Consider the following 23,741-nt stretch of genomic DNA (forward strand, 5'->3'; position numbering starts at 1 on the left):
CGCCATGCTCTGGTCTCTGGTCAAAATCGTGCTCTTCATCGCGCTGGTCGCGGGGCTTGGCTATGGCGCCTCGGTTCTGACCGAAACGCAGGACGGGTTGCGCATCGCCGTTGCCAATACCGAAATCACGCTCGGCCCGTTGCAGGCGGTGATCCTCGCTCTGCTGCTGATGCTCGCGCTATGGGTGCTGCTCCGCCTGGTCGGGCTGCTGGTGGCGACGCTGCGCTTTCTGAACGGGGATGAAACGGCGCTGTCGCGCTATTTCGACCGCAGCCGGGAACGGAAGGGTTTTGAGGCCCTGTCGGACGGGCTGATCGCGCTGGCGGGCGGCGAGGGGCGCGCGGCGCTGCGCAAGGCCGAGCGGGCGGAACGCTATTTGGGCAGGCCGGAGCTGACGCAGCTTGTGACAGCGCAGGCCGCCGAGATGATCGGCGACAGCCGCCGGGCCGAAGAGGCCTACAAGAACCTGCTCAAGGACGACCGGACGCGCTTTGTCGCCATTCGCGGGATCGTCAAGCAGCGGCTGGCCCAAGGGGATACTGCCACCGCGTTGCAACTGGCCCGCAAGGCCTTTGCGCTCAAGCCCCGGCATCTGGAAACGCAGGACCTGCTGCTGAAGCTGCAGGCGGAACAGGGTGACTGGAAGGGCGCCCGCGAAACGCTGGGGGCCAAGGCAAAGGCCGGTGCACTGCCCAAGGACGTCTATCGCCGCCGCGACGCGGTCCTTGCCCTGCAAGAGGCGCGGGAGGTCTTTGCCGAAGGCAACAGCATCGAGGCGCGCGAGGCGGCGATTGCGGCCAACAAGCTTTCCCCCGATCTGATCCCTGCCGCCACGATGACGGCCCGCAGCTTCATCGCCGAGGGCAACAAGAAATACGCCGCCCGCGTCCTGCGCAAGGCATGGGAGGCGCGCCCCCATCCCGATCTGGCAGCGGCCTTCGCCGAGATCGAGCCGGAAGAGACCCCGGCCGCGCGCCTCAAGCGGTTCTCCACCCTGACCGCCCTGCGCCCGGAGCATGAGGAAACCCGCCTGCTGCTTGCCGAGCTCAACATCGCGGCCGAGGATTTCCCGGCCGCACGCCGGGCTGTCGGGCGGCTGGTGGAAACGCATCCGACGGCGCGCGTGCTGACCATCATGGCCGCCATCGAGCGTGGCGAAGGTGCCGAGGACGCGATCGTCCGGGGCTGGCTGACCAAGGCCCTCACCGCGCCGAGGGGGCCGCAATGGACCTGCGACAGTTGCCACAACATCTATGCGCAGTGGGTGCCGATCTGCGAGAATTGCGGCGGTTTCGACACGCTGAACTGGTCCGAGCCGCCGGAGGGCGCCGGCCCCAGCGCCACGCAGACCGAAATGCTGCCGATCATCGTGGGCGCGCCCGCCGCACGTCCCGCGGCCGATATCGAGGGGGAAGCCGTGGCCCCGCCTGACGCCCCTCCCTCCACCGCGCCCGATGCCCAGGAGGCCCCGGGACCGGAAGAGCGCAAAGTCGCAAATTAGGGCTACACACCCGCCGGCGATGGTGCTAAGAGGCGCCGCATATGGGCGGCCTGTGCCCGCGTCCCGACCCTGTTCGACAGGTAAGGGGCAAAGCCTTGGCCGCCAGATCGGTTGCCGCAGTAGCTCAGATGGTAGAGCAACGCATTCGTAATGCGTGGGTCGGGGGTTCGAGTCCCTTCTGCGGCACCATTTCACCCTTTAACGCGATTTCACGAGCCTCCCGGCACCGCTTTATCGAATAGATAAAGTAAAGCGTTAGTTCCTCACTCTACGAGAGCCGGTGCGTCCCAACACCTGCCGGTATTATTGATGGTATAAAGCCGGGCGATACCATCAGCCAATGGGGACGCGCCACCGCACGCATCGGGCTGATCGGACAGTCCGGCTCTCGCCCTGTTCCTTGCTGTTCCTGCATGGCCATGCTTGTCCGTATCCGGACCCTCGGCAGGATTGTTTCCTTGCGGCGTGCCGCTTTGCCACTGGCTGACGTCGAGAAGCAGAGGGCGAAATATCGGACCTGGCAACGCGCCGGTCGAGCCGAAAGACGAATCCGCGCCGGCGCCCCTGCGCCGCGATATCCCCATCGTTCCGGAAAAGTGGTGAGCCCGACAGGATTCGAACCTGTGACCCACTGATTAAAAGTCAGTTGCTCTACCAACTGAGCTACGGGCCCACACTGCGGCGCTAACTAGAAAGATCGCGGGGCGGGGTCAAGAGGAAAACCGGAAGAAAGTGACTCGGCTCTGGCAAATAATTGCGGGTGGGAATATATCGCGCGGATGGACCGGAACCTTGGCACCCCCGGCCTTGCCTTCATGAAAATGCATGGGCTGGGCAATGATTTCGTCGTGATCGACCGGCGCGCGGGCGGCCCGGCCGTGACGCCGGCGCTTGCGCGCGCGCTGGGAGACCGTCACCGCGGTGTGGGCTTTGACCAGCTTGCGGTGATCGACCGGGATGCGGATGCCGATGCTGCGCTGACCTTTTTCAACGCCGACGGCTCGCTGTCATCCGCCTGCGGCAACGCCACACGCTGCATCGCGCGGTTTCTGATGGATGAAACCGGCAGCCAGGCCCTCCGCCTTCGGACGGAACGGGGGGTGCTGATCGCCGAGGATGCCGGGGGCGGCCTCACCCGCGTCAACATGGGCGTGCCGCTGCTGGCCTGGGATCAGGTTCCGCTGGCGCAAGCGATGGACACGCTGCACCTGCCGATCGCCGGTGACCCTGTTGCGACCGGGATGGGCAACCCGCATTGCACCTTCTTCGTCGAGGATGCAGAGGCGGTCGATCTTGAGCGTCTTGGCCCCGAATACGAACATCACCCGCTTTACCCGCAGCGCACGAATGTGGAATTCGTCCAGGTGCTTTCGCGTGATGAAATCCGGCTGCGCATATGGGAACGCGGAACGGGGATCACCCTTGCCTCGGGTTCATGTTCCTGCGCGGCGGCGGTTGCCGCGGCCCGGCGCGGGCTGACCGGGCGTCGCGTGACCGTCCGTGTGGATGGCGGTGTGCTGGAGATCGACTGGCGCGAGGATGGCGTCTGGATGACCGGACCGACTGCCCATGTCTTTGACGGCACGCTTTCCGTAGCCTGGCTGGAGACGCTCGGATGACCCGGCCTGTTGCACCGCCGCTCTTTGCCACGCTCGGCTGCCGGTTGAACGCCTATGAGACCGAGGCGATGAAGGAACTGGCCGCAGGTGCCGGGATGGGCAACGCGGTCGTGGTCAATACCTGCGCCGTCACCGCCGAGGCTGTGCGCAAGGCGCGTCAGGAAATCCGCCGCCTACGCCGGGAAAACCCCGATGCGACACTGATCGTCACGGGCTGCGCCGCGCAGACCGAGCCCGAGACCTTTGCCGCCATGCCCGAGGTCGACCGGGTGATCGGCAATCACGAAAAGATGCAGCCCGATACCTGGTCCCGCATGGCGCGACCGGCCGATTTCATCGGCGAGACCGAGCGCGTTCAGGTGGATGACATCATGTCGGTGCGCGAGACGGCGGGCCACCTGATCGACGGGTTCGGCACGCGATCCCGCGCCTATGTTCAGGTGCAGAACGGGTGCGACCATCGCTGCACCTTCTGCATCATTCCCTATGGCCGGGGAAATTCGCGGTCGGTTCCGGCCGGGGTGGTGGTGGAACAGATCAAGCGGCTGGTCGGCTCGGGCTATCGCGAGGTTGTCCTGACCGGGGTGGACCTGACGAGCTGGGGCGCCGACCTGCCGATGGCGCCGAAGCTGGGCGACCTGGTGATGCGCATCCTGAAACTCGTGCCCGATCTGGAGCGGCTGCGGATTTCCTCGATCGACTCGATCGAGGTGGACCCGGCCCTGATGGAGGCGATCGCGACCGAGAGCCGGCTGATGCCGCATCTGCATCTCTCGCTTCAGGCTGGCGACGACATGATCCTCAAGCGGATGAAGCGCCGCCACCTGCGCGACGATGCCATCCGGTTCTGTCAGGAGGCGCGCCGCCTGCGGCCCGACATGGTCTTCGGTGCCGACATCATCGCCGGATTTCCGACCGAGACCGAGGCGATGTTTGAAAATTCGCTGCGGCTGGTCGAGGAATGCGGGCTGACCTGGCTGCATGTGTTCCCCTATTCGCCGCGCAAGGGAACGCCCGCGGCACGAATGCCTGCCGTCCCCGGCCCGGCGATCCGCGACCGTGCAGCGCGGCTGCGCGCCCTGGGGGATGTGCAGGTCGCGCGCCATCTGGCCGCACAGCAGGGGGCGGATCACCACATTCTGATGGAGGCCCCCCGCATGGGCCGCACCGCGCAATTCGCGGAGGTGAGCTTTGATCGCGACCAGCCAGTGGGCCAGATCGTGCGCGCCCGGATCACCGGCATGGCCGGTCATCAACTGCTGGCCTGAGGCGCGGGAATGATCCTCTTTGATCGAGGTCCGGGCGGGGGGGCGGCCTGTTTCGGGAACCCGCGTGATCTCATCATCGCGGACCATCCGGATCAGGTGCCGGCCGCCTTTGAGGCGATGGTGGCGGCGCAGGCAGGGGGGCACTGGCTGGCCGGATATGCGTCCTATGAGCTTGGCTATGTGATGGAACCCCGCCTGCGCCCGCTTTTGCCCCCGGATCGGGACGTGCCGCTGCTGGCCTTTGAGGTGCATGACGCCCCCCATGCGGCGGCGAGCCCTGCGCCGGGGCATGTGTCGCTGTCGGACCTGCATCCCGACTGGACGGCTGCCGGATATGAGACAGCGTTCCGGCGGCTGGCGGGGTATATCGCGGCGGGCGACTGCTATCAGGTCAACCTGACGATGCCGCTGCGGGGCAGGGCCATGGGGGCAGCCCCGGACCTCTACGCGGCGCTTTGTGCGCGGCAGGCGGTCGGCCACGGCGCCTATGTCGATCTGGGGATCGGGCCGGTGATCCTGTCCCGGTCGCCGGAGCTATTCTTTCGCATCAGGGGAAACCGGATCGAGACGGCGCCGATGAAGGGCACCATCCCGCGTGACCCGGACCCGGCACGCGATGCGGACCTGCGCGCCCGGCTTGCGGGCAGCCCGAAGGACCGGGCGGAAAACCTGATGATCGTCGACCTGCTGCGCAACGATATCAGCCGCATCTGCAAGGTCGGCTCGGTGCAGGTACCCGCGCTTTATGCGGTCGAGAGCTACGCAACCGTCCATCAGATGATTTCGCGCGTGGAGGGGGAGCTTTTGCCGGGCTGGGACATCCCGGGCCTCTTTCAGGCGCTTTTCCCCTGCGGTTCGGTGACCGGCGCCCCCAAGATCCGCGCGATGGAGATCATCCGCGAACTGGAGCCTGCGCCGCGCGGCGTCTATTGCGGTGCCATCGGCTGGATTGCGCCCGGCGGCGATGCGGAATTCAACGTGGCCATCCGCACCCTGTCGCTTTATCCCGGGGGTGAGGTCGTGCTGAACGTGGGCGGCGGCGTCGTGCAGGATTCGACCGCCGTCGGCGAGTATGAGGAAGCGTTGTGGAAAGCCCGTTTCGCCCGGATCTGACGCCGGATTTCCGAGTCATCGAGACATTCGGCTGGGACGGCAAGCGGCACCCCCGTCTTTCACGGCATGAGGCGCGGGCGCGCGAGACCTGTGCGCAGCTTGGCATCCCCTTTGTCGGCCTCGATCCGCCGCGCCCTGGCCACCCGGCGCGTATCCGCATCGCCATTGCGCCCGACGGAACGGCCGAGGCCACTGTCACGCCGCTGACGCCGGCGCCGGATCGCTGGCGGGTGGCTGTCGCGGCCGAGCGGCTGGAGGCAGCCGATCCGTGGCTGCGGATCAAGACCACACGGCGCGGCCTTTACGACCGGGCGCGCGCCGGGATGGCGCCGGGTGTGGACGAGCTGATCTTTCTGAACGAACGGGATGAGGTCTGCGAGGGCACCATCACCAACCTCTTTTTCGACCGGGGACAGGGGTTGCGGACCCCGCCGATCACCTCGGGGCTGCTGCCCGGCGTGCTGCGCGCCGAATTGCTGGACCAAGGCTGCAAGACCGAGGTTCTCCCGGCCCACGATCTGGCGAAGGTGCGCCTGTGGATGGGGAATTCGCTGCGCGGGCTGATCCCCGCGCAGCTGATCCTGTCCTAGCCCAAGGCCTCGTCGCAGCGCGCGCAGGTGGCCGGGTGGGCGTGGCTGCCCACATCCGGCAGGATCTTCCAGCAGCGCTGGCATTTTTCACCCTCGGCGGGTTCGAACACCACGCCGACGCCAGGCACCTCGGGCAGGCGGAAGGCCTCTGACGGGATCGGGTCGCCGGTCACCACGATATCCGAGGTGATGCAGATATCGGCGAAATCGAGCCCGCGGAGCGCGGCCAGCGCGGCCTCATCCCCGACATGCACGACGGGCGCGGCCTCCAGGCTCGCGCCGATGGCCTTGGCGGTGCGCTGCACCTCGAGCGCTGCCGTCACGGCCCGCCGCACCTGCCGCACGGCCGCCCATTTCTGCGCCAGCGGTTCATCCAGCCAGTCGGCGGGGGTCAGCGGCATGTCCTCCAGATGCACCGACCCTTCGTCCCACGGAAAACGCGACAGCCACACATCCTCGGCGGTGAAGACAAGGATCGGCGCGAGCCAGGTCGTCAGCCGGTGGAACAGAAGGTCAAGCACCGTCCGCGCGCTGCGGCGACGCAGACTGTCGGGTGCATCGCAGTACAGCGCGTCCTTGCGGATGTCGAAATAGAAGGACGACAGATCGGCGGTGCAGAAGTTGAAGAGCTTCTGGAACACACCCTGGAAGTCATAGGCGGCATAGCCCCGCCGCACCTCGGTATCCAGTTCCGCCAACCGGTGCAGGACCCAGCGCTCCAGTTCCGGCATCTCGGTGGGCGCGACGGCCTCGGACGCGTCCCAGCCCTTGAGGTTGCCCAGGAGGAAGCGCATCGTGTTGCGCAGCCGGCGATAGCTGTCGGCGACGCCCTTCAGGATCTCCTTCCCGATGCGCAGGTCGACGGTATAGTCCGACTGCGCCACCCAGAGCCGCAGGATGTCGGCGCCATATTCCTTGACGACCTGTTCCGGCGCGATGGTGTTGCCGAGCGACTTGGACATCTTCATGCCCTTTTCGTCCAGCGTGAAGCCGTGGGTCAGCACACCCCGATAGGGCGCCCGCCCCTTGGTCCCGCAGGCCTGCAGCATCGAGGAATGGAACCATCCGCGATGCTGGTCGGTGCCCTCAAGGTAAAGGTCGGCGATACCGTCGGCGCTGCCATCCTCCCGGTCGCGCAGCACGAAGGCATGGGTCGATCCGCTGTCGAACCAGACGTCGAGGATGTCGAATACCTGATCGTAGGCCTCGGGGTCGTGCAGCCCGCCCAGAAAGCGCTCCTTGGCCCCCGCGACATACCAGCAATCGGCGCCCTCGGCCTCGAACGCATCGCGGATGCGGGCATTCACGGCCGGATCGCGCAGCAGGAAATCCGGGTCGGTGGGCTTGGCGCCGCGTTTGACGAAGCAGGTCAGCGGCACGCCCCACGCCCGCTGCCGCGACAGGACCCAGTCGGGCCGTGCCTCGATCATCGAATAAAGCCGGTTGCGCCCGGTCCTGGGCGTCCAGGTCACAAGCTGGTCGATCGAGGTCAGCGCGCGTTGCCGGATCGTGGTGCCATAATCGTCCTGCCCGTCGCCCACGGGCCGGTCGATCGCCACGAACCATTGCGGCGTGTTGCGATAGATCAGCGGCGCCTTGGACCGCCAGCTATGCGGGTAGGAATGCTTGATCTTGCCCTTGGCAAAGAGCGCCCCCGCCCTGTGCAGGGCCTTGATGACGCTGACATTGGCAGGACCTTCCTTGCCCTCGGGCGTGATGATCTGCTGGCCACCGAAGAGCGGCAGGTCGGCGCGATAGCTGCCATCCTCCATCACGTTCCAGGTCATGGGCAGGTTGTATTTCAGCCCGATCTGATAGTCGTCATCGCCGTGGCTTGGCGCGGTATGGACAAAGCCCGTGCCGGCATCGTCGGTGACATGATCGCCCGGCAGCATGGGGACGCCGAAATCCCATTCACCGTTGGCGCCATCGAGGTTCCGGAACGGGTGCGCGAGGGTGAGCCCGGCAAGTTCGTTTGCCTCTACCTGCCGGAGCCGCGTGTAATCCACCACCCGGGCGGATTTGAAGATCGTCTCGGCGAGATTGTCCGCGATGACCAGACGCTCACTCGGGCGGGCGGTGCTGTTTTCCCCGACCGATCCGACCTCATAAAGGCCATAGGCGATTTCGGGGTTGAAGCAGACGGCGCGGTTCTGCGGAATGGTCCAGGGGGTCGTGGTCCAGATGACGACGCTCACACCCTTCAGCTCTTCCTGAATGCGCGCCCACTCTGGCGTCATTGTGCCGGGATCTTCTGACGAAACCAGCGGTGGCATCCAGTTGCTGCCTTGGACAAGAAACCGCACCGAGATCGTATGGCTGGTGTGGTCGTGATATTCCACCTCGGCCTCGGCCAGCGCGGTCTTTTCCACCGGCGACCACATCACGGGCTTCGATCCCTGATAGAGCGTGCCGTTCATGAGGAACTTCATGAACTCTTCCGCGATCACCGCCTCGGCGTGATAATCCATCGTGACATAGGGCTTTTCCCACTTGCCCGTCACGCCCAGACGCTTGAACTCCTCGCGCTGGATGTCGATCCAGCCTTCGGCGAACTTGCGGCATTCCTGCCGGAAGTCGACCACGTCGACCTCATCCTTGTTAAGACCGCGGGTGCGATACTGTTCCTCGATCTTCCATTCGATCGGCAGGCCGTGGCAGTCCCAGCCGGGAACATAGCGCGCATCGCGGCCCATCATCTGCTGGCTGCGGACCACCATGTCCTTGAGGATCTTGTTCAGCGCGTGGCCGATATGCAGGTGCCCGTTCGCATAGGGGGGGCCGTCATGCAGGGTAAAGGGGGCGCGGCCCTCCTTTTCGCGCAGGCGGTCGTAGACGCCGATCCGTTCCCAGCGCGCCAGCCATTCGGGTTCACGCTGGGGCAGGCCCGCGCGCATCGGGAACTCGGTTTCGGGCAGGAAGATCGTGTCTTTGTAGTCGGGCGTGTCGGCGCACATCGGATGCGGTCCTTCGGATGTCGGTCATGCAGGGAAGGGGCGGCGCGAAAGGCTCAGGCGCCTTGTCCCGGCGACTGAAAGCGTTCAGATCGCCGGGCCGGTAATTCGGATGATGATGCCGAACCGGAAAGCCATGCGCGGCTTATACTGCGCCCCGCGCAGGGCCACAATATGCCCCGTCAGGATGTGGTCAGCCGCCAATCCGGGGGCTTGTGCGCCGCGGCGGGATGACCTGCTGCGCGATACCGGCAAAGATCAGATAGACCGAGGTCACGATCAGCCCCCAATGCGCCCAGCTTTGGGGGTGAAAGTTCACCCAGGCCGCCCAGCCCGCAAAGACCGTCCAGGCCACTGCCATCGGCATCGTGACCGACCGCCACCGCTTGGTCCGCATCGGATGCACGAACTTGAGCGGCATGAGCATCGCCACCGCCAGGACGACCACGATCACCAGTGTCACAAGGAAATCGGGCCGCAGTGCAAAGATCACCACCGCGACCATGTTCCAGCAGGCCGGAAAGCCGGAAAAGGAATTGTCGCGCGTCTTCATCCGGGTATCGGCGAAATAGAGCGCGCTGGTAAAGGTGATGACGATGATGACGATCCAGCCCGGCCAGCCCGGCAAAAGCCCAGACTTGAAGAGCGCATAGGCAGGAATGAACACATAGGTCAGGTAGTCGATCACCAGATCGAGCAGCACCCCGTCGACGATCGGCGCGTTCTTTTTCACGTCGTAGCGGCGCGCCAGCGGGCCGTCGATGCCGTCGACGATAAAGGCCACCACAAGCCAGAGGAACATCAGGGCCCAGTTGCGTTCGACCGCCGCCAGCATGGCAAGCATGGCGAAAACCGCACCGCTGGCGGTAAGGGCGTGGACTAGATAGGCTTGGGTCGCTTTCGTCATGCCATCGTCATGTCTGAATTGGGTCGTTTTCGCAACCCGTCCGTGCCGTCACGCATGGGGGTGGGTGCGGTCATAGACTTCGAGCAGGCGGGCGGTGTCCACACCGGTGTAGATCTGTGTCGTGGAAAGCGACGCGTGCCCCAGAAGTTCCTGAATGGCCCGCAGGTCGCCCCCTGCCGACAGAAGATGCGTCGCAAACGAATGGCGCAGGGCATGGGGCGTCGCCGTCCGGGGCAGGCCCAGCTGCATCCGCGCCCGCTCCATCGCCTTGGCGATCAGACGGGGATTGAGCGCCTTGCCCCGCGCCCCGCGAAAGAGCGGCCCCTCCGCCGTCAGGTCCATCGGGCAAAGGCGCGCATAGGCGGCAACGGCCTCTCGCGCGGCGGAAAGCACGGGGACGAGGCGTTCGCGCCCGCCCTTGCCGCGCACGCGCAGAACTTCGGGCAGGGGGTGGTCAGAGCCCCGCAGCGCCAGCGCCTCGGAGATCCGCAGGCCGCAGCCGTAAAGCAGCGTCACCACGGCCACGTCCCGCGCGGCGATCCACGGGGTTTCATGCTGGTGCCCCACGACCGAGAGAACCTCGCGCGCGGCATCCTCGGCCAGTGGGCGGGGCAGGGGGGTGCGGAACCGCGGATTGCGCGCGGACAGGACGACCGTAGGGTCGAAGCCCTCACGCTCTGCCAGCCAGCGCCAGAAGGATTTCACCGAGGAAAGTTCCCGCGCCAGCGACCGCGCCGAGATGCCGCGCCCCCGTTCATGCGCCATCCAGGCCCGCAGGTCGGTCGCCGTGATCGCGGCCAGCCGGCGCGGCACCGGCGATTCGCCCCAATGCCGCGCAAGGAAGGCGAGGAAGCCCGCCACATCGGCACCGTACGCCGTTATGGTGCTTTTCGACGCCCCGTCCAGCGCCCGTAGCCCCGCCTGCCAGTCCTGCAGGCGGTCGCGTATCAGGGGCGGCAGATCAAGGCTCATCCCAGCCAGCGGCCAAGTGCGCGTTCAAAGACGCCGGCAAAGAAGGTGAGGAGCTCGGTCCCCTGGCTCGGCTTGAAAAGCCTGGGGTCCTCGGACCCCATGACCAGAAGGCCGGGCAGGCGCCCCTCGCCGAGATCGAGCTTCATCAGCGCTTCGGACCGGATGTCGCTGTCGGTTTCGCCATAGACCATTTCGGGGGAAAACCCGCCTTGGCGGAGCGTCACCGTTCGCGCGGGCACGTTGCGCCCGCCGGTGATGTAGAAGTTCACGAAGCCCGGTTCGGCGGTGCAGAGCACATCGCCCAGCCGCCGCAGGACCGGATCATCGGGACCAGGGCGCGGCCGTTCGAGGACCAGCCGCACCTGATCCACCCGCAGGATATCCGCGACTTCAGTGCTGAGGTTGCCAAGGAAGGCCTCGAACCCCGACGGGTCGAGCATCCGCAGGATCGCCCGGTGGATCTGGTTCGTGCCCGCCAGATTGTCATAGGCCGCCGCGATGACCGACCGGTGGGTGTCTTCCAGCCGGTCGAGCCGTTCTTCCAGCCGTTGCATCGCGATGCCGCGCAGGTCAACGATATTGCTGCCCATACCGCGTTCATTCGCCGAGATGAGCGCCCGCATCACATCGGGATCGTCCAGAACTGCATCGGGCCGGGCCAGGATGCGGTTCCTCAGGTCGTCGTTCAGGGCTGCGCCATCTGCCATCTGTCTGCTCGTTTTTTTTGTTCGGCTGCGCTGCGAGCCGGGTTCAGAGGATCTTTTGCCCCGTCTTCGCCCAGTCCTTCATGAAGGTCTCAAGCCCCGCATCCGTCAGCGGATGATAGGCGAGCTTGCGGATCACCTCGGGCGGGGCGGTCATGACATCGGCGCCGATACGCGCGACCTCGGTCACATGGGCTATGGTGCGGATCGACGCGGCAAGGATCTGCGTCTCGAACCCGTAATTGTCATAGATCGTGCGGATATCGGCGATCAGTTCGGTCCCGTCGAGGTTGATGTCATCCAGACGCCCGATGAAGGGCGAGATGAACGTCGCGCCCGCCTTGGCCGCCAGAAGCGCCTGATTGGCGGAAAAGCACAGCGTGACGTTGACCATATGGCCTTCGTCCGACAGCACCTTGCAGGCCCGCAGCCCGTCCCAGGTCAGCGGCAGCTTGACGGTGATGTTCGGCGCGATCTGCGCCAGCTTGCGCCCCTCGGCGATCATGTCATCGGACTGGAGCGCCACGACCTCGGCCGAGATGGGGCCGGGGACGATGTCACAGATCTCCTTGGTTACCTCAAGGATATTGCGTCCCGACTTGAGGATCAGCGAAGGGTTGGTCGTCACCCCGTCGACCATGCCGAGGTCGTAGAGTTCCTGGATGGCCGCCACATCCGCGGTATCGACGAAGAATTTCATGAAAGCTCTTCCCTGGGTTTGCGCTGGACCCGAGTATTAACCGATTGCGTGCGCGGTATGAAGCCTCGATTGCTGCGGTTGTGCAGGATGCAGAGCCGTGTCTACCTATGCGCCATGAATGACGCCGAATTCCCCGAGGGCGCCCGCGTCGGCGTCCTGACCACCCAGCCGCTGGGCAAGGTGCTCGACTATCTCGCGCCCCCGGGCGGGTGCGGGACCGGTGACTTTGTCGAGGTTCCGCTCGGGCCGCGCCGGGTTCAGGGCGTGGTCTGGGGCCCGGGGGCGGGCGATTTCGACGCCGCCCGCCTGCGCCATGTGTCCCGGGTTCTGGATGCGGCGCCGATGCGGGATGAACTGCGGCAGTTTCTGCAACGCGCCGCCGATTACACCCTGACGCCGCTGCCGCAGATGTTGCGCCTCGCGCTGCGCGCGCCGGGCCTGGGCGATCCGCCGGCATTGCGGCGCGTCTACCGGCTGGGCGAGGGCACTCCCGCCCGGCTGACCGATGCGCGCAGCCGGGTTCTGGCGGTGATGGAGGAGTTCGGCGGCCTTGCCTTTACCTTGTCAGAGCTGGCCGAGGCCGCAGGGGTGACGCCCCCCGTCATCCACGGGCTGGCCAAGTCCGGCGCCCTGCGCGAGGAAGAGGCGCCGCGCGACCTGCCCTATCCGCCGCTGTCGCCCGACCTGCCGGGCAAGCCGCTGGCCGACGATCAGGCCGCGGCTGCCGCATCCCTGTGCGCGGCGCTGCGGGGCGGCAGCTATGGCACGACGCTTCTGAAGGGGGTGACGGGGTCGGGCAAGACCGAGGTCTATCTGGAGGCGGTGGCGGAATGTCTGCGGCAGGGGCGTCAGGCGCTGGTGCTCTTGCCCGAAATCGCGCTGACCGCCGAGTTCCTCTCGCGGGTCGAGGTCCGGTTCGGCGCGCGCCCGGCCGAATGGCATTCCGGCATCACGATGACCGAGCGGCGGCGGCTCTGGCGAATGGTGGGCGCGGGCGGGGCGCAGTTCGTGGTGGGGGCGCGGTCGGCCCTGTTCCTGCCGTTCCGTGATCTTGGCCTCATCGTCGTCGATGAAGAACATGACACCTCGTACAAGCAGGAAGACGGCGTCTGCTACAACGCGCGGGACATGGCGGTGTTGCGTGCCTCGCTTTGCGGGGCGCAGGTGATCCTCGCGTCGGCGACGCCGAGCCTCGAAAGCTGGGTGAATGGCGAGACGGGCAAATATGCGCGCCTGACCCTCTCATCCCGGTTCGGCACATCCGACCTGCCGGAGATGCGCGCGATCGACCTGCGCGATGCCGGGCTGCCCGGGGATCGCTGGATTTCCGGCGCCCTGGCCGAGGCCGCCCGCCAGACCGTCGCGCGCGGGGAACAGGTGCTCTTTTTCCTCAACCGGCGGGGCTATGCGCCCGTCACGATCTGCCGCGCCTGCGGGCATCAGGTCGGCTGCGACGATTGCGATGCGCGCATGGTCGAGCACAGGTTCCAGAAGCGCCTGATGTGCCACCAATGCGGCGCGACCAAGCCCTTGCCGTCGGTTTGCCCCTCTTGCGGTGTCGAAGGCCGGCTTGCCGCCGTGGGTCCGGGGGTGGAGCGTCTGGCCGAAGAGACGGCGTCGCTTTTCCCTGATGCGCGGGTCGCCGTGCTGTCATCGGATCTCTTCGGATCGGCCCGGGCACTCAAGGCGCAGATCGAGGCGATTGCCGGGGGCGAGGCCGATATCATCATCGGCACGCAGCTTGTGGCCAAGGGGCACAACTTTCCGCTGCTCACACTGGTGGGGGTGATCGACGCCGACCTGGGGTTGCAGGGATCGGATATGCGCGCGGCGGAACGGACGTTCCAGCTGATGCGGCAGGTGGCGGGGCGGGCAGGGCGCGCCGAACGCAAGGGTCTGGCGCTGCTGCAGACCTGCCAGCCGGAACATCCGGTGATCCGGGCGATCCTTGGCGGCGACGAAGAGGAATTCTGGCGGGCCGAGGCCGAAGAGCGGCGGCAGGCCGGCGCGCCGCCCTTTGGCCGGATGGCGGGGATCATCCTCTCTTCGCCGGATGTGCAGGAGGTGTTCGATTTCGGTCTTGCGCTCGCACGGGCTGACGGGCCGCTTCGGGCCGTGGGGGCGCAGCTTTTCGGTCCGGCACCGGCGCCGATCGCGCGGGTGCGCGGGCGCCACAGGGTGCGGCTTCTGGTCAAGGCGGATCGCGCCGTGCCCCTCCAGGCGGCGATTGCCCGCTGGCTGGCGCAGGTGCGACAGCCCGCGAACCTGCGGCTCATGGTGGATATCGACCCGCAAAGCTTTCTCTGATCCTGCCGCTCTCTTGCGCCTGCCGCGCCGCCGGGGCAGGTTGCGCGCAAGGGGACGGGGGGATCATGAAGGCCGGATTTGTGTTTCTGGTGCTCGGCTATGTGCTGAGCCAGTTTTATCGTGCGTTTCTGGCCGTTCTGGCGCCCGAACTGCAGGCGCTTCCGGGGGTGGGGGCCGAGGATCTTGCCCGCGCCTCGGGCCTCTGGTTTCTGGTCTTCGCGCTGGCGCAGATCCCCATCGGCGTCGCCCTTGACCAGGTGGGGCCACGGCTGACATCGGCCGTGCTGCTGGGCATCGGCGGGGCGGGTGGCGCGGCGGTTCTGGCGCTGGCGCAGGGCCCGATGGCGATCAACCTTGCCATGATGCTGATCGGCCTTGGCTGTGCGCCGGTCCTCATGGCGTCCTATTACATCTTTGCCCGCGTCTATCCGCCGGCCGTCTTTGGCACCCTGGCGGGGCTGGTGATCGGCATCGGCTCGATCGGAAATATCGTGAGCGCGCTGCCGCTTGCCTGGGCAGTGACCGCCTTTGGCTGGCGCGAAACGATCTGGGCGCTTGCGGTGATAACGCTGGCCGTGGCGACAGCCATCGCGCTTGTCCTTCCGGACCTGCCAAGGCAGCCCGACAGCGGGGCAGAGGGAACGGGGGCGCGCGGATCGCTTCTGGATCTTTTGCGGATGCGGGCGCTCTGGTTCGTGCTGCCGATGCTGCTCGTGGCCTATGCGCCCTCGGCCGGGCTGCGGGGGCTTTGGGTCGGCCCCTATCTGGAAGAGGTATTCGGCGCACTGCCGACCGATATCGGGCAGGCGACGCTGGTGATGGGCCTTGCGATGATCGCTGGCAGTTTCGCCTATGGGCCGCTGGACCGGCTGCTGGGCAGCCGGAAATGGGGCGTCTTTGGCGGCAACCTGCTGGGGCTGTGCTGTCTGGTCGTGCTGGTCCTGCGGCCGGCCGGCGATTACTGGGGCTCGGTCGCGCTGCTGGCGGCGGTGGGCTTTTTCGGGGCGTCCTTTCCCGCGATCATGGCCCATGGCCGCAGTTTCGTGCCGCCGCATCTTCTGGGGCGGGGCGTCACGCTTCTGAACCTCTTTTCCATCGGCGGCGTTGGCCTTCTGCAGATGGTCAGCGGGCGGGTGCATGCCGCGGCGGGTGGCGCGGGCAGCGGCGCGTATCAGGCGCTCTTTCTGTTCTTTGCCGCGGCGCTTGCCACGGGCCTTGTGATCTATTTCTTCAGCGAGGACCGGCGGCCTTAGGGAAATACCGCTTTCCCGCAAGGCCCCCTTGCGTTATCTGGCGCTGTCCTATGACACAAAGGAGGGTCCGATGGGCTACAGGGTCGTCGTCGCGGGTGCCACGGGGAATGTGGGCCGCGAGATGCTGAACATTCTGGCCGAGCGCCAGTTTCCGGTGGATGAGATCGTGGCACTGGCTTCGCGCCGGTCGCTGGGCACCGAGGTCAGCTTTGGTGACAAGACCCTGACGACCAAGGATCTGGAACAGTTCGACTTTACCGGCTGGGACATCGCGCTGTTTGCCATCGGGTCCGATGCGACAAAGACCTATGCGCCGCGTGCCGCCGCGGCGGGCTGCGTGGTGATCGACAATTCCTCGCTCTATCGCTACGACCCCGAGATCCCGCTGGTCGTGCCCGAGGTGAACCCAGAGGCGGTCGATGGCTATCGCAACAAGATGATCATTGCGAACCCCAATTGCTCGACCGCGCAGATGGTCGTGGCGCTGAAGCCGCTGCACGACCGGGCGCGGATCAAGCGTGTGGTCGTCAGCACCTATCAGTCGGTTTCCGGCGCCGGCAAGGAAGGCATGGACGAGCTTTGGGACCAGACCAAGGCGGTCTACAACCCGACGCAGGAAGTGCCGCCGAGCAAATTCCAGAAGCAGATCGCCTTCAACGTCATTCCCCAGATCGACGTCTTCATGGAAGACGGGACGACCAAGGAAGAATGGAAGATGGTGGTCGAGACCAAGAAGATCCTCGATCCGTCGATCAAGGTCACGGCGACCTGCGTGCGCGTTCCCGTCTTTGTCGGCCATTCCGAGGCGCTGAACATCGAGTTCGAAGATTTCCTCGACGAGGACGAGGCCCGCGACATCCTGCGAGAGGCCCCGGGCATCATGGTGATCGACAAGCGCGAACCGGGTGGCTACGTCACGCCGATCGAATGTGTCGGCGACTATGCGACCTTCATCAGCCGCATCCGCACCGACAGCACGATCGAGAACGGGCTGAACATGTGGTGCGTGTCCGACAACCTGCGCAAGGGCGCCGCGCTGAACGCGGTCCAGATCGCGGAAACGCTGGGCAATCGCTGCCTGAAAAAGGGCTGATGCGGGCCTGAGTAGCCGCATTCATGGAAAAGCCCGGGCATCCTGTCCGGGCTTTTTCGTCAGAAGCGTTCGGCCCGCATCACTTCGCAGTCGGTCACGCTCACGACGCCGATATGGCGTTCGACCACCCCGAAGGCGGCCTGCAGCAGCGGCTCGACCCGTTCCGGACGGATCAGGCAGACGACCGCGACCATGCCGCCCGCGCGGCTGACCTGTCCGTCGCGGCTCCAGCGGCCGGACCGCCCGGACCCGCCGCTGACCGGCAGAACCGTAAAGCCGGTGACGCCGGCCTCGGTCAGGACCTCAGTCAGGCGGCGCTCCATCACCGCCTCGATGATGATCTCGACCCGCTTTGCCTTGTGTGTCTGCATGTCAGCCCCCGATCAGATAGGTCGCAGCCGCCAGATATAGCGGGATGCCCAACGTCAAATTGAAGGGAAAGGTCACCCCAAGCGCGAGGGTCAGGTAGATGGCCGGGTTCGCCTCGGGCAGGGCCACACGCATTGCCGCGGGCACAGCGATGTAAGAGGCCGAAGCCGCCATCGTCATCAAAAGCACCGTGCCGCCCGGCGAAAGCCCCAGGATCATCCCCGCGATCAGGCCAAGGGCCGCGCCGATCACCGGCATCAGCACCCCGAAACCGAGCGCACCCGCCGACAGGACGCCCCGGCTGCCGCGCAGGCCCCGCCCTGCCACCAGCCCCATGTCCAGCAGAAAGAGGCAAAGCACCCCCTTGAACGGCGCCACGATGAACGCCTGGATCTCGGCCATGCCGCGCGGACCGGTTGCCCAGCCGATCAGGAACGACCCGATCAGCAGCACGATCGACGCGTTGAGCAGGATTTCCCGCCACAGATGCGCGTCCATCCGTCCGCCGCCGCCCTGCCGCGACACGAGCCACAGAGCCGAGAGGATCGCGGGCGCCTCCATCGCGGCGGCGACGGCGACCATGTAGCCCTCGAACCCGATGCCCTGACTGGTCAGGACCGAGTTGCCCGCGACGAAGGTCACGATGGAGATCGAGCCGTAATGCGCAGACACGGCCGCGGCATCCACCACCGACATGCGTGTCATCACCCGCAGCAGGGCGAAGGCCGCAAAGGGGATCGCCGCCGACAGGATCACACCCGCGATCATCGTGGTTACAAGGCCCAGATCCACGCCGTGTTCGGACACGCTGACCCCGCCCTTGAAGCCGATGGCAAAGAGCAGATAGATCGACATCGCCTTGGCAGCAGCCTCGGGGATCGTCAGGTCAGATCGCGCGAGCGCCGCGCCGAGCCCCAGCGCGAAGGACAGGATGATCGGCGAAATCAGGTTCTGCCCGGCCAGAGACAGGATATTTTCCATCGCGCACCCTTCAGATTGCCTGGAATGTCCCCGAGGCGGCATCATACTGTTCCAGCCCGCCACTGCCGATATCGTTCCAGAGCCCGTGCAGCGTCAGAAACTCTCCCTCGACGGCATCGCGCACGAAGGGGAAGGTCATCAGGTTCTCAAGTGACACGAGAACGGCCTCTTTTTCCAGCGCCTTGATGCGCAGATCGTCATCCTGCACATGGGCCGTCCGTTCATAGCCGCCGCGCAGGATCTCCATCCAGCGCCCGATGAAGCTGGTCTTTTCCTCAAGCTCGGGCGCGCGGCCCGAACACATGTCGAAACAGCCCTTGACCCCGCCGCAGCTTGAATGACCCAGGACCACGACATGCGCGACGCGCAGGACGGTCACCGCATATTCCACCGCCGCCGATGTGCCGTGGTGGTCGCCGTCGGGCGTATAGGGCGGCACGAGGTTCGCGATGTTGCGGTGGATAAAGAACTCTCCCTGATCCGCGCCGAAGATCGAGGTCACATGCACCCGGCTGTCGCAACAGGAAATCACCATGGCGCGCGGGTGCTGCCCGTCCTCGGCCAGGCGGCGATACCAGGCCTTGTTGCCGGCGTAGGACGTGGCCTTCCAGCCCTGATAGCGCTGCACAAGGTAGTGAGGAAGCGGACTGGCCTGTTTCATGCTTGATCCCAACACGCTGTGAACGGCGGAGTGATAGGCGGAGAGGGTCGAAGTTTCGAGCGGAAATTTCCGGAAGGGTTCAGCCCGCCCGCCCGCGCCAGCGGCCAAGGATGTAGCGCGACGTCATCAGATCAAGATGCGCGCCGCCGCCGTTCTTGGCGATGGTGATGTCATCGTCGCTCTGCCGGGCAAAACGGCCCGTCGCCAGATCGTAGAAATCCGCCACGATGTCGTCGCGGGCAATGACGCCGGCGGCAAGCGGGATCTTCAGCTCGCCGATATGGTCGAGGGTGGTTGCGCGGCTGTCGACAAAGATCCGCGCCCGCCGCAGGGCCTCGTCATCGACTTCGCGCATGTCGGGGCGATAGGCGCCGATCAGGTCCAGATGCTGCCCCGGCTGCAGCCACTCGCCCCGCACCAGCGGCTCGGTCGTCATCGTGGCGGTGCAGATGATGCAGGCGCTGCGCACCGCGCCCTCCAGATCGGTCGCAGGGGTGATGCGGGGGCCGGCAAGCGCGCGCGCGGATTGGCTGTTGCGGCTCCAGACCGTGAATTCGGCATCGGGGAACAGGCTGGAATAGGCCTCGATCATGGATCTTGCGACGGTGCCGGCACCCACGATGGTGATGCGGCGGCTGTCGGGGCGCGCAAGACGGCTCGCGGCAAGCAGGCTGTCGCCGGCGGTCTTCCACTTGGTCACGAGGTGGAAATCGACGATGGCCTCCAGCTCTCCGGTCCGGTCGCTGTAGAGGTTGACCGCGCCATTGACCATCGGCTTGCCCTGCGCGGGGTTGCCCGGAAAGACCGTCGCCGACTTGACCGCAAGGCCCATGCCGTCGATCCACGCCGCGCGCGACAAGAGCGTGTCCGGATCGCGGTAGAGAAAGATATCCTCGATCTTGGCCCGGGGCAGGTCGTGACCCGCGGCCAGCGCCTGCGTCAACCCCTCCCAGCTCAGAAGGACCTCGGCCTCCGGTCCGATCATCTCCATCATCCAGCCTCACGTTTTGCCCGCTGGACCTCGCGTTCCAGCGCATCGAGGAAACGGGACCGGTCGGCCTTTGTAAAGGCCCTGCCGCTGCCCTGGCGGAACGGATCGGCGGCGCGCAAGTCTGTCATCAGGTCGCGGGTGGCAAGGGCGGTGCCGATATTGGCCTGGCCCAGAACCTCTCCGTTCGGTTTGACGACCCGCGCGCCGGCGGCGACGCAGCGCGCCGCCAGCGGTATATCCGTCGTGACCACCACGTCGCCCGCCGCCGCCCGGTCGGCGATCCACATGTCGGCGACATCCGCCCCCTGCGCGACGAACACCGTCTCGACCAGCGGGTTCTGCGAGGGGCGCAGCCCCCCGTTCGAGACAAGGATCAGCCGCAGGCCGTGGCGCGTGGCGACCCGCTCGGCCTCGGCCTTCACGGGGCAGGCATCGGCATCGACATAGATCACGCTCAAGCGTAGAGCGCCTCTGCGTGGAAGGTCACGTGATCTTCCATGAAGGACGCCACGAAGAAATAGCTGTGGTCATAGCCGTCCTGCATCCGGAATTGCCCGGGCTGGCGGCGCGCCATCATCGTGGCGGCCAGCGCCTCGGGCATCAGCTTGTCGAGGAACTGGTCCGCCGCGCCCTGGTCGATCAGCACCGGGCCGGGAAAGCCGCGTTCGCGCATCTGGATCGTGGCGTCATGGCGGCGCCAGCCCTCGCGATCCTCGCCCAGATAGGCGCCGAGTTGTTTCTGTCCCCATTCCGATTCCGTCGGATGCGCGATCGGCGCAAAGGCCGATACCGAGCGGAACCGGTCCGGCAGCGCCATCGCGATCGTCAGCGCGCCATGGCCGCCCATCGAATGGCCGGTGATCGACTGACGTTCCTCATCCAGCGCGAAATTCGCGAAAAGAAGGCGCGGCAGATCGGTCGTGACGTAATCCCACATGCGGAAATGCGGCGCCCAGGGCGTCTCGGTCGCGTTCACGTAGAACCCCGCACCCTGACCCAGATCATAGGCCGCGTCATCCGCCGCCACGTCCCCGCGCGGCGAGGTGTCGGGAAAGACCAGCGCGATTCCCTGCTGGGCGGCCCAGGCCTGTGCGCCGGCCTTGACCATGGCATTTTCATGGGTGCAGGTCAGGCCCGACAGATACCATAGCACCGGCACAGGGCCGAACTGCGCCTCATCCGGAAGAAAGAGGCCAAAGGTCATGTCGCAGCCGGTGGCGTCGGAGGCGTGGCTGTAAACCCCTTGCACCCCCCCAAAGCAGCGGTTTTCGGAAATGGTCTTCATCGCGTCCTCCGTTCGGTCAGAACGTGCTGACCCATGCGATTACGAGCGAGACGGTCAGGATGCTGACCGCGGTCGAGATCAGGATCGACGCCGACACGCGCTGCGGGGCGACGCCGTAATGTTGCGCCAGCATATAGACATTCCCGGCAACCGGAAGCGCCGCGGCGGCAATCATCACACCCGCTGCCCCACGCTCGACCGGAAAGACAAGAAGCGCCGCCACCGCGACCGCCGCCGGGTGAAGGACAAGCTTGGCGAAGGAAAGCCAGGCTGCGACCTCCATCCGTTCCCCCGACCGAAAGGCGAGCGAGGCACCGATGGCAAACAGCGCGCCAGGCGTTGCGGCGGCCCCGAGGATCGACATGAAATCATCCAGCGGGCCGGGCAGGGGCTGGCCGGTTGCGGACCATGCAAGCCCCAGCGACATCGAGACGATCATCGGATTGCGCAAAAGGCCAACCGCGAGGCTGCCGAAGATGCGCGGGGAAATCCGTTGGCGCGAGGCGGTGATGATGATGGTGATCAGGCTGGAGAACACGATCAGATCGATGGCCAGCACCATCAGGACCGGGCCGGTCGCCTGCGGGCCCAGCAGCATCACCAGCATCGGCACGCCCAGAAAGCCGGTATTGCCGATGACCGAGACCTGCGCCTCGACCGCGCCTTCCGCCGCCGGGAGGCCGCGCAGCCGTGCGACGATGCTGGTCAGCACGTAGACGCTCAGGCTGCCGGCAAGATAGGCCATGACGAAAGATCCATTGAAGATCTCGGCCAGTGACAGGCGTGCCGCAAAGTTGAAAAGCATCGCCGAAAGTGCAAAGAAAAACACGAACCGGGTCAGGGCGCCCGCGGCCTCTTCCGAGAAATAGCGGCGGCGCGCGGCCCAGTAGCCGAGGCCGATCAGCGCGAAGAAGGGCAATGTCTTGAGGAAGATATCGGCCATGGTCCGCCCTTAGCACCGTCTGATCCTGTGCGCCAGCGGCGCGCTCGCACCTGCGGCAGCGGCGCACTCTCACCGAGTTGACCGTGCCGTGATCGAGGGGCGCGGCGATCATCCCCATATGTCAGGGGCGAGCAGCGCGACCGGGCCTCTGGTTGACGGGTCCGGGCGCGCTGCATCCCGGTCAAGAACGGGGAAGGGGGGTGGCTTGCCACCCCCTTTCGCGTGCGACCCTGGCGTTCAGGCTTTCTTGCGCAAGAGCATCTGGTTGCCGTCGCCACGGCGCAGGTCATAGGCGCCGGTCTTTGCCACAAGATCGCTCAGCTTGGCGCTGCCATAGCTGCGGGCATCGAAATCCGGCACGGCGGCGGTGATGAACTGGCCGACCTGGCCCAGCGAATACCAGTCCTCATCCCCTCCGATGCCCCGGATCGCGGCGTCGATCAGCGGGATCGCGGCGGCTGACGCCTCTTTGCGCGATGCGTCCGCGTCGGGTTTGGGCGTGTCGGGGGCCAGCAGGTTCTCGACAAAGATGAACCGCTTGCAGGCCTTGCGAAAGGCCTCGGGCGTCTTGCGCTGCCCGATGCCGTAGACGTCGAGGCCCTGTTCGCGGATGCGGCTTGCAAGCCGGGTGAAATCGCTGTCCGATGAGACGAGCACGAAGCCGTCGAACCGCCCGGAATGAAGGATGTCCATTGCGTCGATGACAAGGGCGATGTCGCTCGCGTTCTTGCCCACCGTATTTGCGGGCTGGTGATGCGGCACAAGCGCGAGCGCGGACAAACGGTCGTTCCAGCCCTTCATCTGCGGGCGGGAAAAATCGCCGTAGATGCGGCGGACCGAGGCTTCGCCCAGGGCTGCGATCTCCTCAAAGATCGCCTCTGCCCATTGCGGGGATGAATTGTCGGCGTCGATCAGGACGGCGAGAAGGGGGATACCGGCGCGGGCCATCGGGGCTCCTTGAAATGTGCAGTAACGGGTGGCGAAGGTTTCAACGCGGCGCCGGGGCAAGCCGTTCGGCGGTCTTTTCGGCTTTTTCCGGCGTGTCGAAGGTCAAAAGGATAGCGCCATCCGGGACAGGGGCCATGATCGTGACGCGGACGATTTCCTCATCACCGGCGATGATCGCCATATCCGCGAAAACATGCCGGTTCGTCAGATCGGCGAGTTCGCGCGCGGCCACGGCGTCCAGCAGGATGGCGACGCCCGGCGGATCATCCACCCGTCGCGTGACCGAGAGGATCTGGTCCTGTGGAACGCGCATCGTTTCATCCCCGACGACGAGCGAAAGCCCGGAACCCGCCATGGATGCGGCCGGCGACAGCAGCAGGACCGCCGCCGTCACGATAGCCCGCGGGTTCAGGCCCCGACCGTTGGTGAGCACGTTCAAACCCTGCCTCCTTGACGCCCTCTGTCAGAACAGGACGACGGATCTGATGCTTTCGCCCCTGTGCATGAGGTCGAAGCCCTTGTTGATGTCGTCGAGGCTGAGGGTATGGGTGATCATGGGGTCGATCTCGATCTTTCCGTCCA

22 protein-coding genes, 2 tRNA genes and 1 pseudogene are annotated in these 23,741 nt (G+C 66.0%); 9 read left to right on the forward strand and 16 right to left on the reverse strand.

Annotation, left to right across the window (positions count from 1 at the left end):
* The first annotated feature begins 4 nt into the window (after positions 1–4).
* Both ACFSGJ_RS18785 and ACFSGJ_RS18790 read left to right on the forward strand, forming a co-directional pair.
* A complete protein-coding gene (locus ACFSGJ_RS18785; RefSeq protein WP_390265457.1) occupies positions 5–1,501 on the forward strand; it encodes a heme biosynthesis protein HemY in 1,497 nt (498 codons plus the stop codon).
* A gap of 113 nt (positions 1,502–1,614) precedes the next feature.
* Positions 1,615–1,690: transfer RNA gene (locus ACFSGJ_RS18790), tRNA-Thr, on the forward strand.
* Positions 1,691–2,098: 408 nt separating this feature from the next.
* Here ACFSGJ_RS18790 and ACFSGJ_RS18795 read toward each other — a convergent pair.
* Positions 2,099–2,174 (reverse strand) — tRNA-Lys (locus ACFSGJ_RS18795).
* Positions 2,175–2,280: 106 nt separating this feature from the next.
* Between ACFSGJ_RS18795 and dapF the strand changes: the two genes are divergently transcribed.
* The 4 genes from dapF to ACFSGJ_RS18815 are packed head-to-tail and all read left to right on the forward strand — an operon-like array spanning position 2,281 to position 6,091.
* Complete coding sequence (gene dapF / locus ACFSGJ_RS18800; RefSeq protein ID WP_390265459.1) at positions 2,281–3,120, forward strand: diaminopimelate epimerase; 840 nt, start codon at positions 2,281–2,283, stop codon at positions 3,118–3,120.
* Positions 3,117–4,388 (forward strand): tRNA (N(6)-L-threonylcarbamoyladenosine(37)-C(2))-methylthiotransferase MtaB, encoded by a 1,272-nt coding sequence (gene mtaB, locus ACFSGJ_RS18805; RefSeq protein ID WP_390265461.1) that lies wholly within the window; start codon positions 3,117–3,119, stop codon positions 4,386–4,388. The genes dapF and mtaB overlap by 4 nt, the downstream gene beginning before the upstream one ends.
* A 9-nt stretch (positions 4,389–4,397) precedes the next feature.
* Entirely contained in the window at positions 4,398–5,501 is a 1,104-nt protein-coding gene (locus ACFSGJ_RS18810) for an aminodeoxychorismate synthase component I (protein ID WP_390265463.1), read from the forward strand.
* A complete protein-coding gene (locus ACFSGJ_RS18815) occupies positions 5,474–6,091 on the forward strand; it encodes an aminotransferase class IV family protein (RefSeq protein ID WP_390265465.1) in 618 nt (205 codons plus the stop codon). The genes ACFSGJ_RS18810 and ACFSGJ_RS18815 overlap by 28 nt, the downstream gene beginning before the upstream one ends.
* Here ACFSGJ_RS18815 and ileS read toward each other — a convergent pair.
* The 5 genes from ileS to fsa all read right to left on the reverse strand — a co-directional run bounded on the left by ileS (position 6,088) and on the right by fsa (position 12,328).
* A complete protein-coding gene (gene ileS, locus ACFSGJ_RS18820; protein ID WP_390265467.1) occupies positions 6,088–9,048 on the reverse strand; it encodes an isoleucine--tRNA ligase in 2,961 nt (986 codons plus the stop codon). The two genes, ACFSGJ_RS18815 and ileS, sit on opposite strands and share 4 nt — an antisense overlap.
* Positions 9,049–9,238: 190 nt before the next feature.
* On the reverse strand, positions 9,239–9,952 hold the full coding sequence (locus tag ACFSGJ_RS18825) for a CDP-alcohol phosphatidyltransferase family protein (protein ID WP_390265469.1): 714 nt from the start codon (positions 9,950–9,952) through the stop codon (positions 9,239–9,241).
* A gap of 48 nt (positions 9,953–10,000) precedes the next feature.
* Positions 10,001–10,924 (reverse strand): tyrosine recombinase XerC, encoded by a 924-nt coding sequence (locus ACFSGJ_RS18830; RefSeq protein WP_390265471.1) that lies wholly within the window; start codon positions 10,922–10,924, stop codon positions 10,001–10,003.
* The gene (locus tag ACFSGJ_RS18835) at positions 10,921–11,631 is read right to left on the reverse strand and encodes a DUF484 family protein (RefSeq protein ID WP_390265473.1); all 711 of its coding nucleotides are present in this window, start codon (positions 11,629–11,631) and stop codon (positions 10,921–10,923) included. The genes ACFSGJ_RS18830 and ACFSGJ_RS18835 overlap by 4 nt, the downstream gene beginning before the upstream one ends.
* 43 nt (positions 11,632–11,674) lie before the next feature.
* Positions 11,675–12,328, reverse strand: coding sequence for a fructose-6-phosphate aldolase (gene fsa, locus ACFSGJ_RS18840; protein ID WP_390265475.1), 654 nt, complete (start codon positions 12,326–12,328; stop codon positions 11,675–11,677).
* Between the two features lie 87 nt (positions 12,329–12,415).
* On the opposite strand from fsa, the gene ACFSGJ_RS18845 reads away from it, so the two are divergent.
* The 3 genes from ACFSGJ_RS18845 to ACFSGJ_RS18855 all read left to right on the forward strand — a co-directional run bounded on the left by ACFSGJ_RS18845 (position 12,416) and on the right by ACFSGJ_RS18855 (position 16,981).
* A complete protein-coding gene (locus ACFSGJ_RS18845) occupies positions 12,416–14,635 on the forward strand; it encodes a primosomal protein N' (protein ID WP_390265477.1) in 2,220 nt (739 codons plus the stop codon).
* A gap of 65 nt (positions 14,636–14,700) precedes the next feature.
* Entirely contained in the window at positions 14,701–15,888 is a 1,188-nt protein-coding gene (locus tag ACFSGJ_RS18850) for an MFS transporter (protein ID WP_390265479.1), read from the forward strand.
* Between the two features lie 70 nt (positions 15,889–15,958).
* Complete coding sequence (locus ACFSGJ_RS18855; RefSeq protein ID WP_390265481.1) at positions 15,959–16,981, forward strand: aspartate-semialdehyde dehydrogenase; 1,023 nt, start codon at positions 15,959–15,961, stop codon at positions 16,979–16,981.
* A 59-nt stretch (positions 16,982–17,040) separates the two neighbouring features.
* Here ACFSGJ_RS18855 and ACFSGJ_RS18860 read toward each other — a convergent pair whose 3' ends face one another.
* The 10 genes and pseudogenes from ACFSGJ_RS18860 to ACFSGJ_RS18905 all read right to left on the reverse strand — a co-directional run.
* The gene (locus tag ACFSGJ_RS18860; RefSeq protein WP_390265483.1) at positions 17,041–17,352 is read right to left on the reverse strand and encodes a DUF3240 family protein; all 312 of its coding nucleotides are present in this window, start codon (positions 17,350–17,352) and stop codon (positions 17,041–17,043) included.
* A gap of 1 nt (position 17,353) precedes the next feature.
* Positions 17,354–18,331 (reverse strand): sodium-dependent bicarbonate transport family permease, encoded by a 978-nt coding sequence (locus tag ACFSGJ_RS18865; RefSeq protein ID WP_390265485.1) that lies wholly within the window; start codon positions 18,329–18,331, stop codon positions 17,354–17,356.
* Between the two features lie 10 nt (positions 18,332–18,341).
* Positions 18,342–18,992 (reverse strand): carbonic anhydrase, encoded by a 651-nt coding sequence (locus ACFSGJ_RS18870; protein WP_390265487.1) that lies wholly within the window; start codon positions 18,990–18,992, stop codon positions 18,342–18,344.
* Between the two features lie 79 nt (positions 18,993–19,071).
* The gene (locus ACFSGJ_RS18875) at positions 19,072–19,986 is read right to left on the reverse strand and encodes an ornithine cyclodeaminase family protein (protein ID WP_390265488.1); all 915 of its coding nucleotides are present in this window, start codon (positions 19,984–19,986) and stop codon (positions 19,072–19,074) included.
* Positions 19,983–20,441: a YaiI/YqxD family protein gene (locus tag ACFSGJ_RS18880; RefSeq protein ID WP_390265490.1), complete on the reverse strand. Its 459-nt coding sequence runs from the start codon at positions 20,439–20,441 to the stop codon at positions 19,983–19,985. The genes ACFSGJ_RS18875 and ACFSGJ_RS18880 overlap by 4 nt, the downstream gene beginning before the upstream one ends.
* Positions 20,438–21,268, reverse strand: a complete 831-nt coding sequence (gene fghA, locus ACFSGJ_RS18885) for an S-formylglutathione hydrolase (protein ID WP_390265492.1) — start codon at positions 21,266–21,268, stop codon at positions 20,438–20,440. The genes ACFSGJ_RS18880 and fghA overlap by 4 nt, the downstream gene beginning before the upstream one ends.
* A 16-nt stretch (positions 21,269–21,284) precedes the next feature.
* A complete protein-coding gene (locus tag ACFSGJ_RS18890) occupies positions 21,285–22,211 on the reverse strand; it encodes an AEC family transporter (protein ID WP_390265494.1) in 927 nt (308 codons plus the stop codon).
* Between the two features lie 237 nt (positions 22,212–22,448).
* Positions 22,449–23,159 carry an NYN domain-containing protein gene (locus tag ACFSGJ_RS18895; protein ID WP_390265496.1) on the reverse strand — a complete coding sequence of 237 codons (711 nt, stop codon included), beginning with the start codon at positions 23,157–23,159 and terminating at the stop codon, positions 22,449–22,451.
* 40 nt (positions 23,160–23,199) lie between these two features.
* The gene (locus ACFSGJ_RS18900) at positions 23,200–23,598 is read right to left on the reverse strand and encodes a hypothetical protein (RefSeq protein WP_390265498.1); all 399 of its coding nucleotides are present in this window, start codon (positions 23,596–23,598) and stop codon (positions 23,200–23,202) included.
* A 24-nt stretch (positions 23,599–23,622) separates the two neighbouring features.
* A pseudogene (locus ACFSGJ_RS18905) lies at positions 23,623–23,741 on the reverse strand (S-(hydroxymethyl)glutathione dehydrogenase); the annotation flags it as partial.

The organism is Halodurantibacterium flavum (assembly GCF_042681825.1).
Taxonomy (GTDB): Bacteria; Pseudomonadota; Alphaproteobacteria; order Rhodobacterales; family Rhodobacteraceae; genus Halodurantibacterium; species Halodurantibacterium flavum.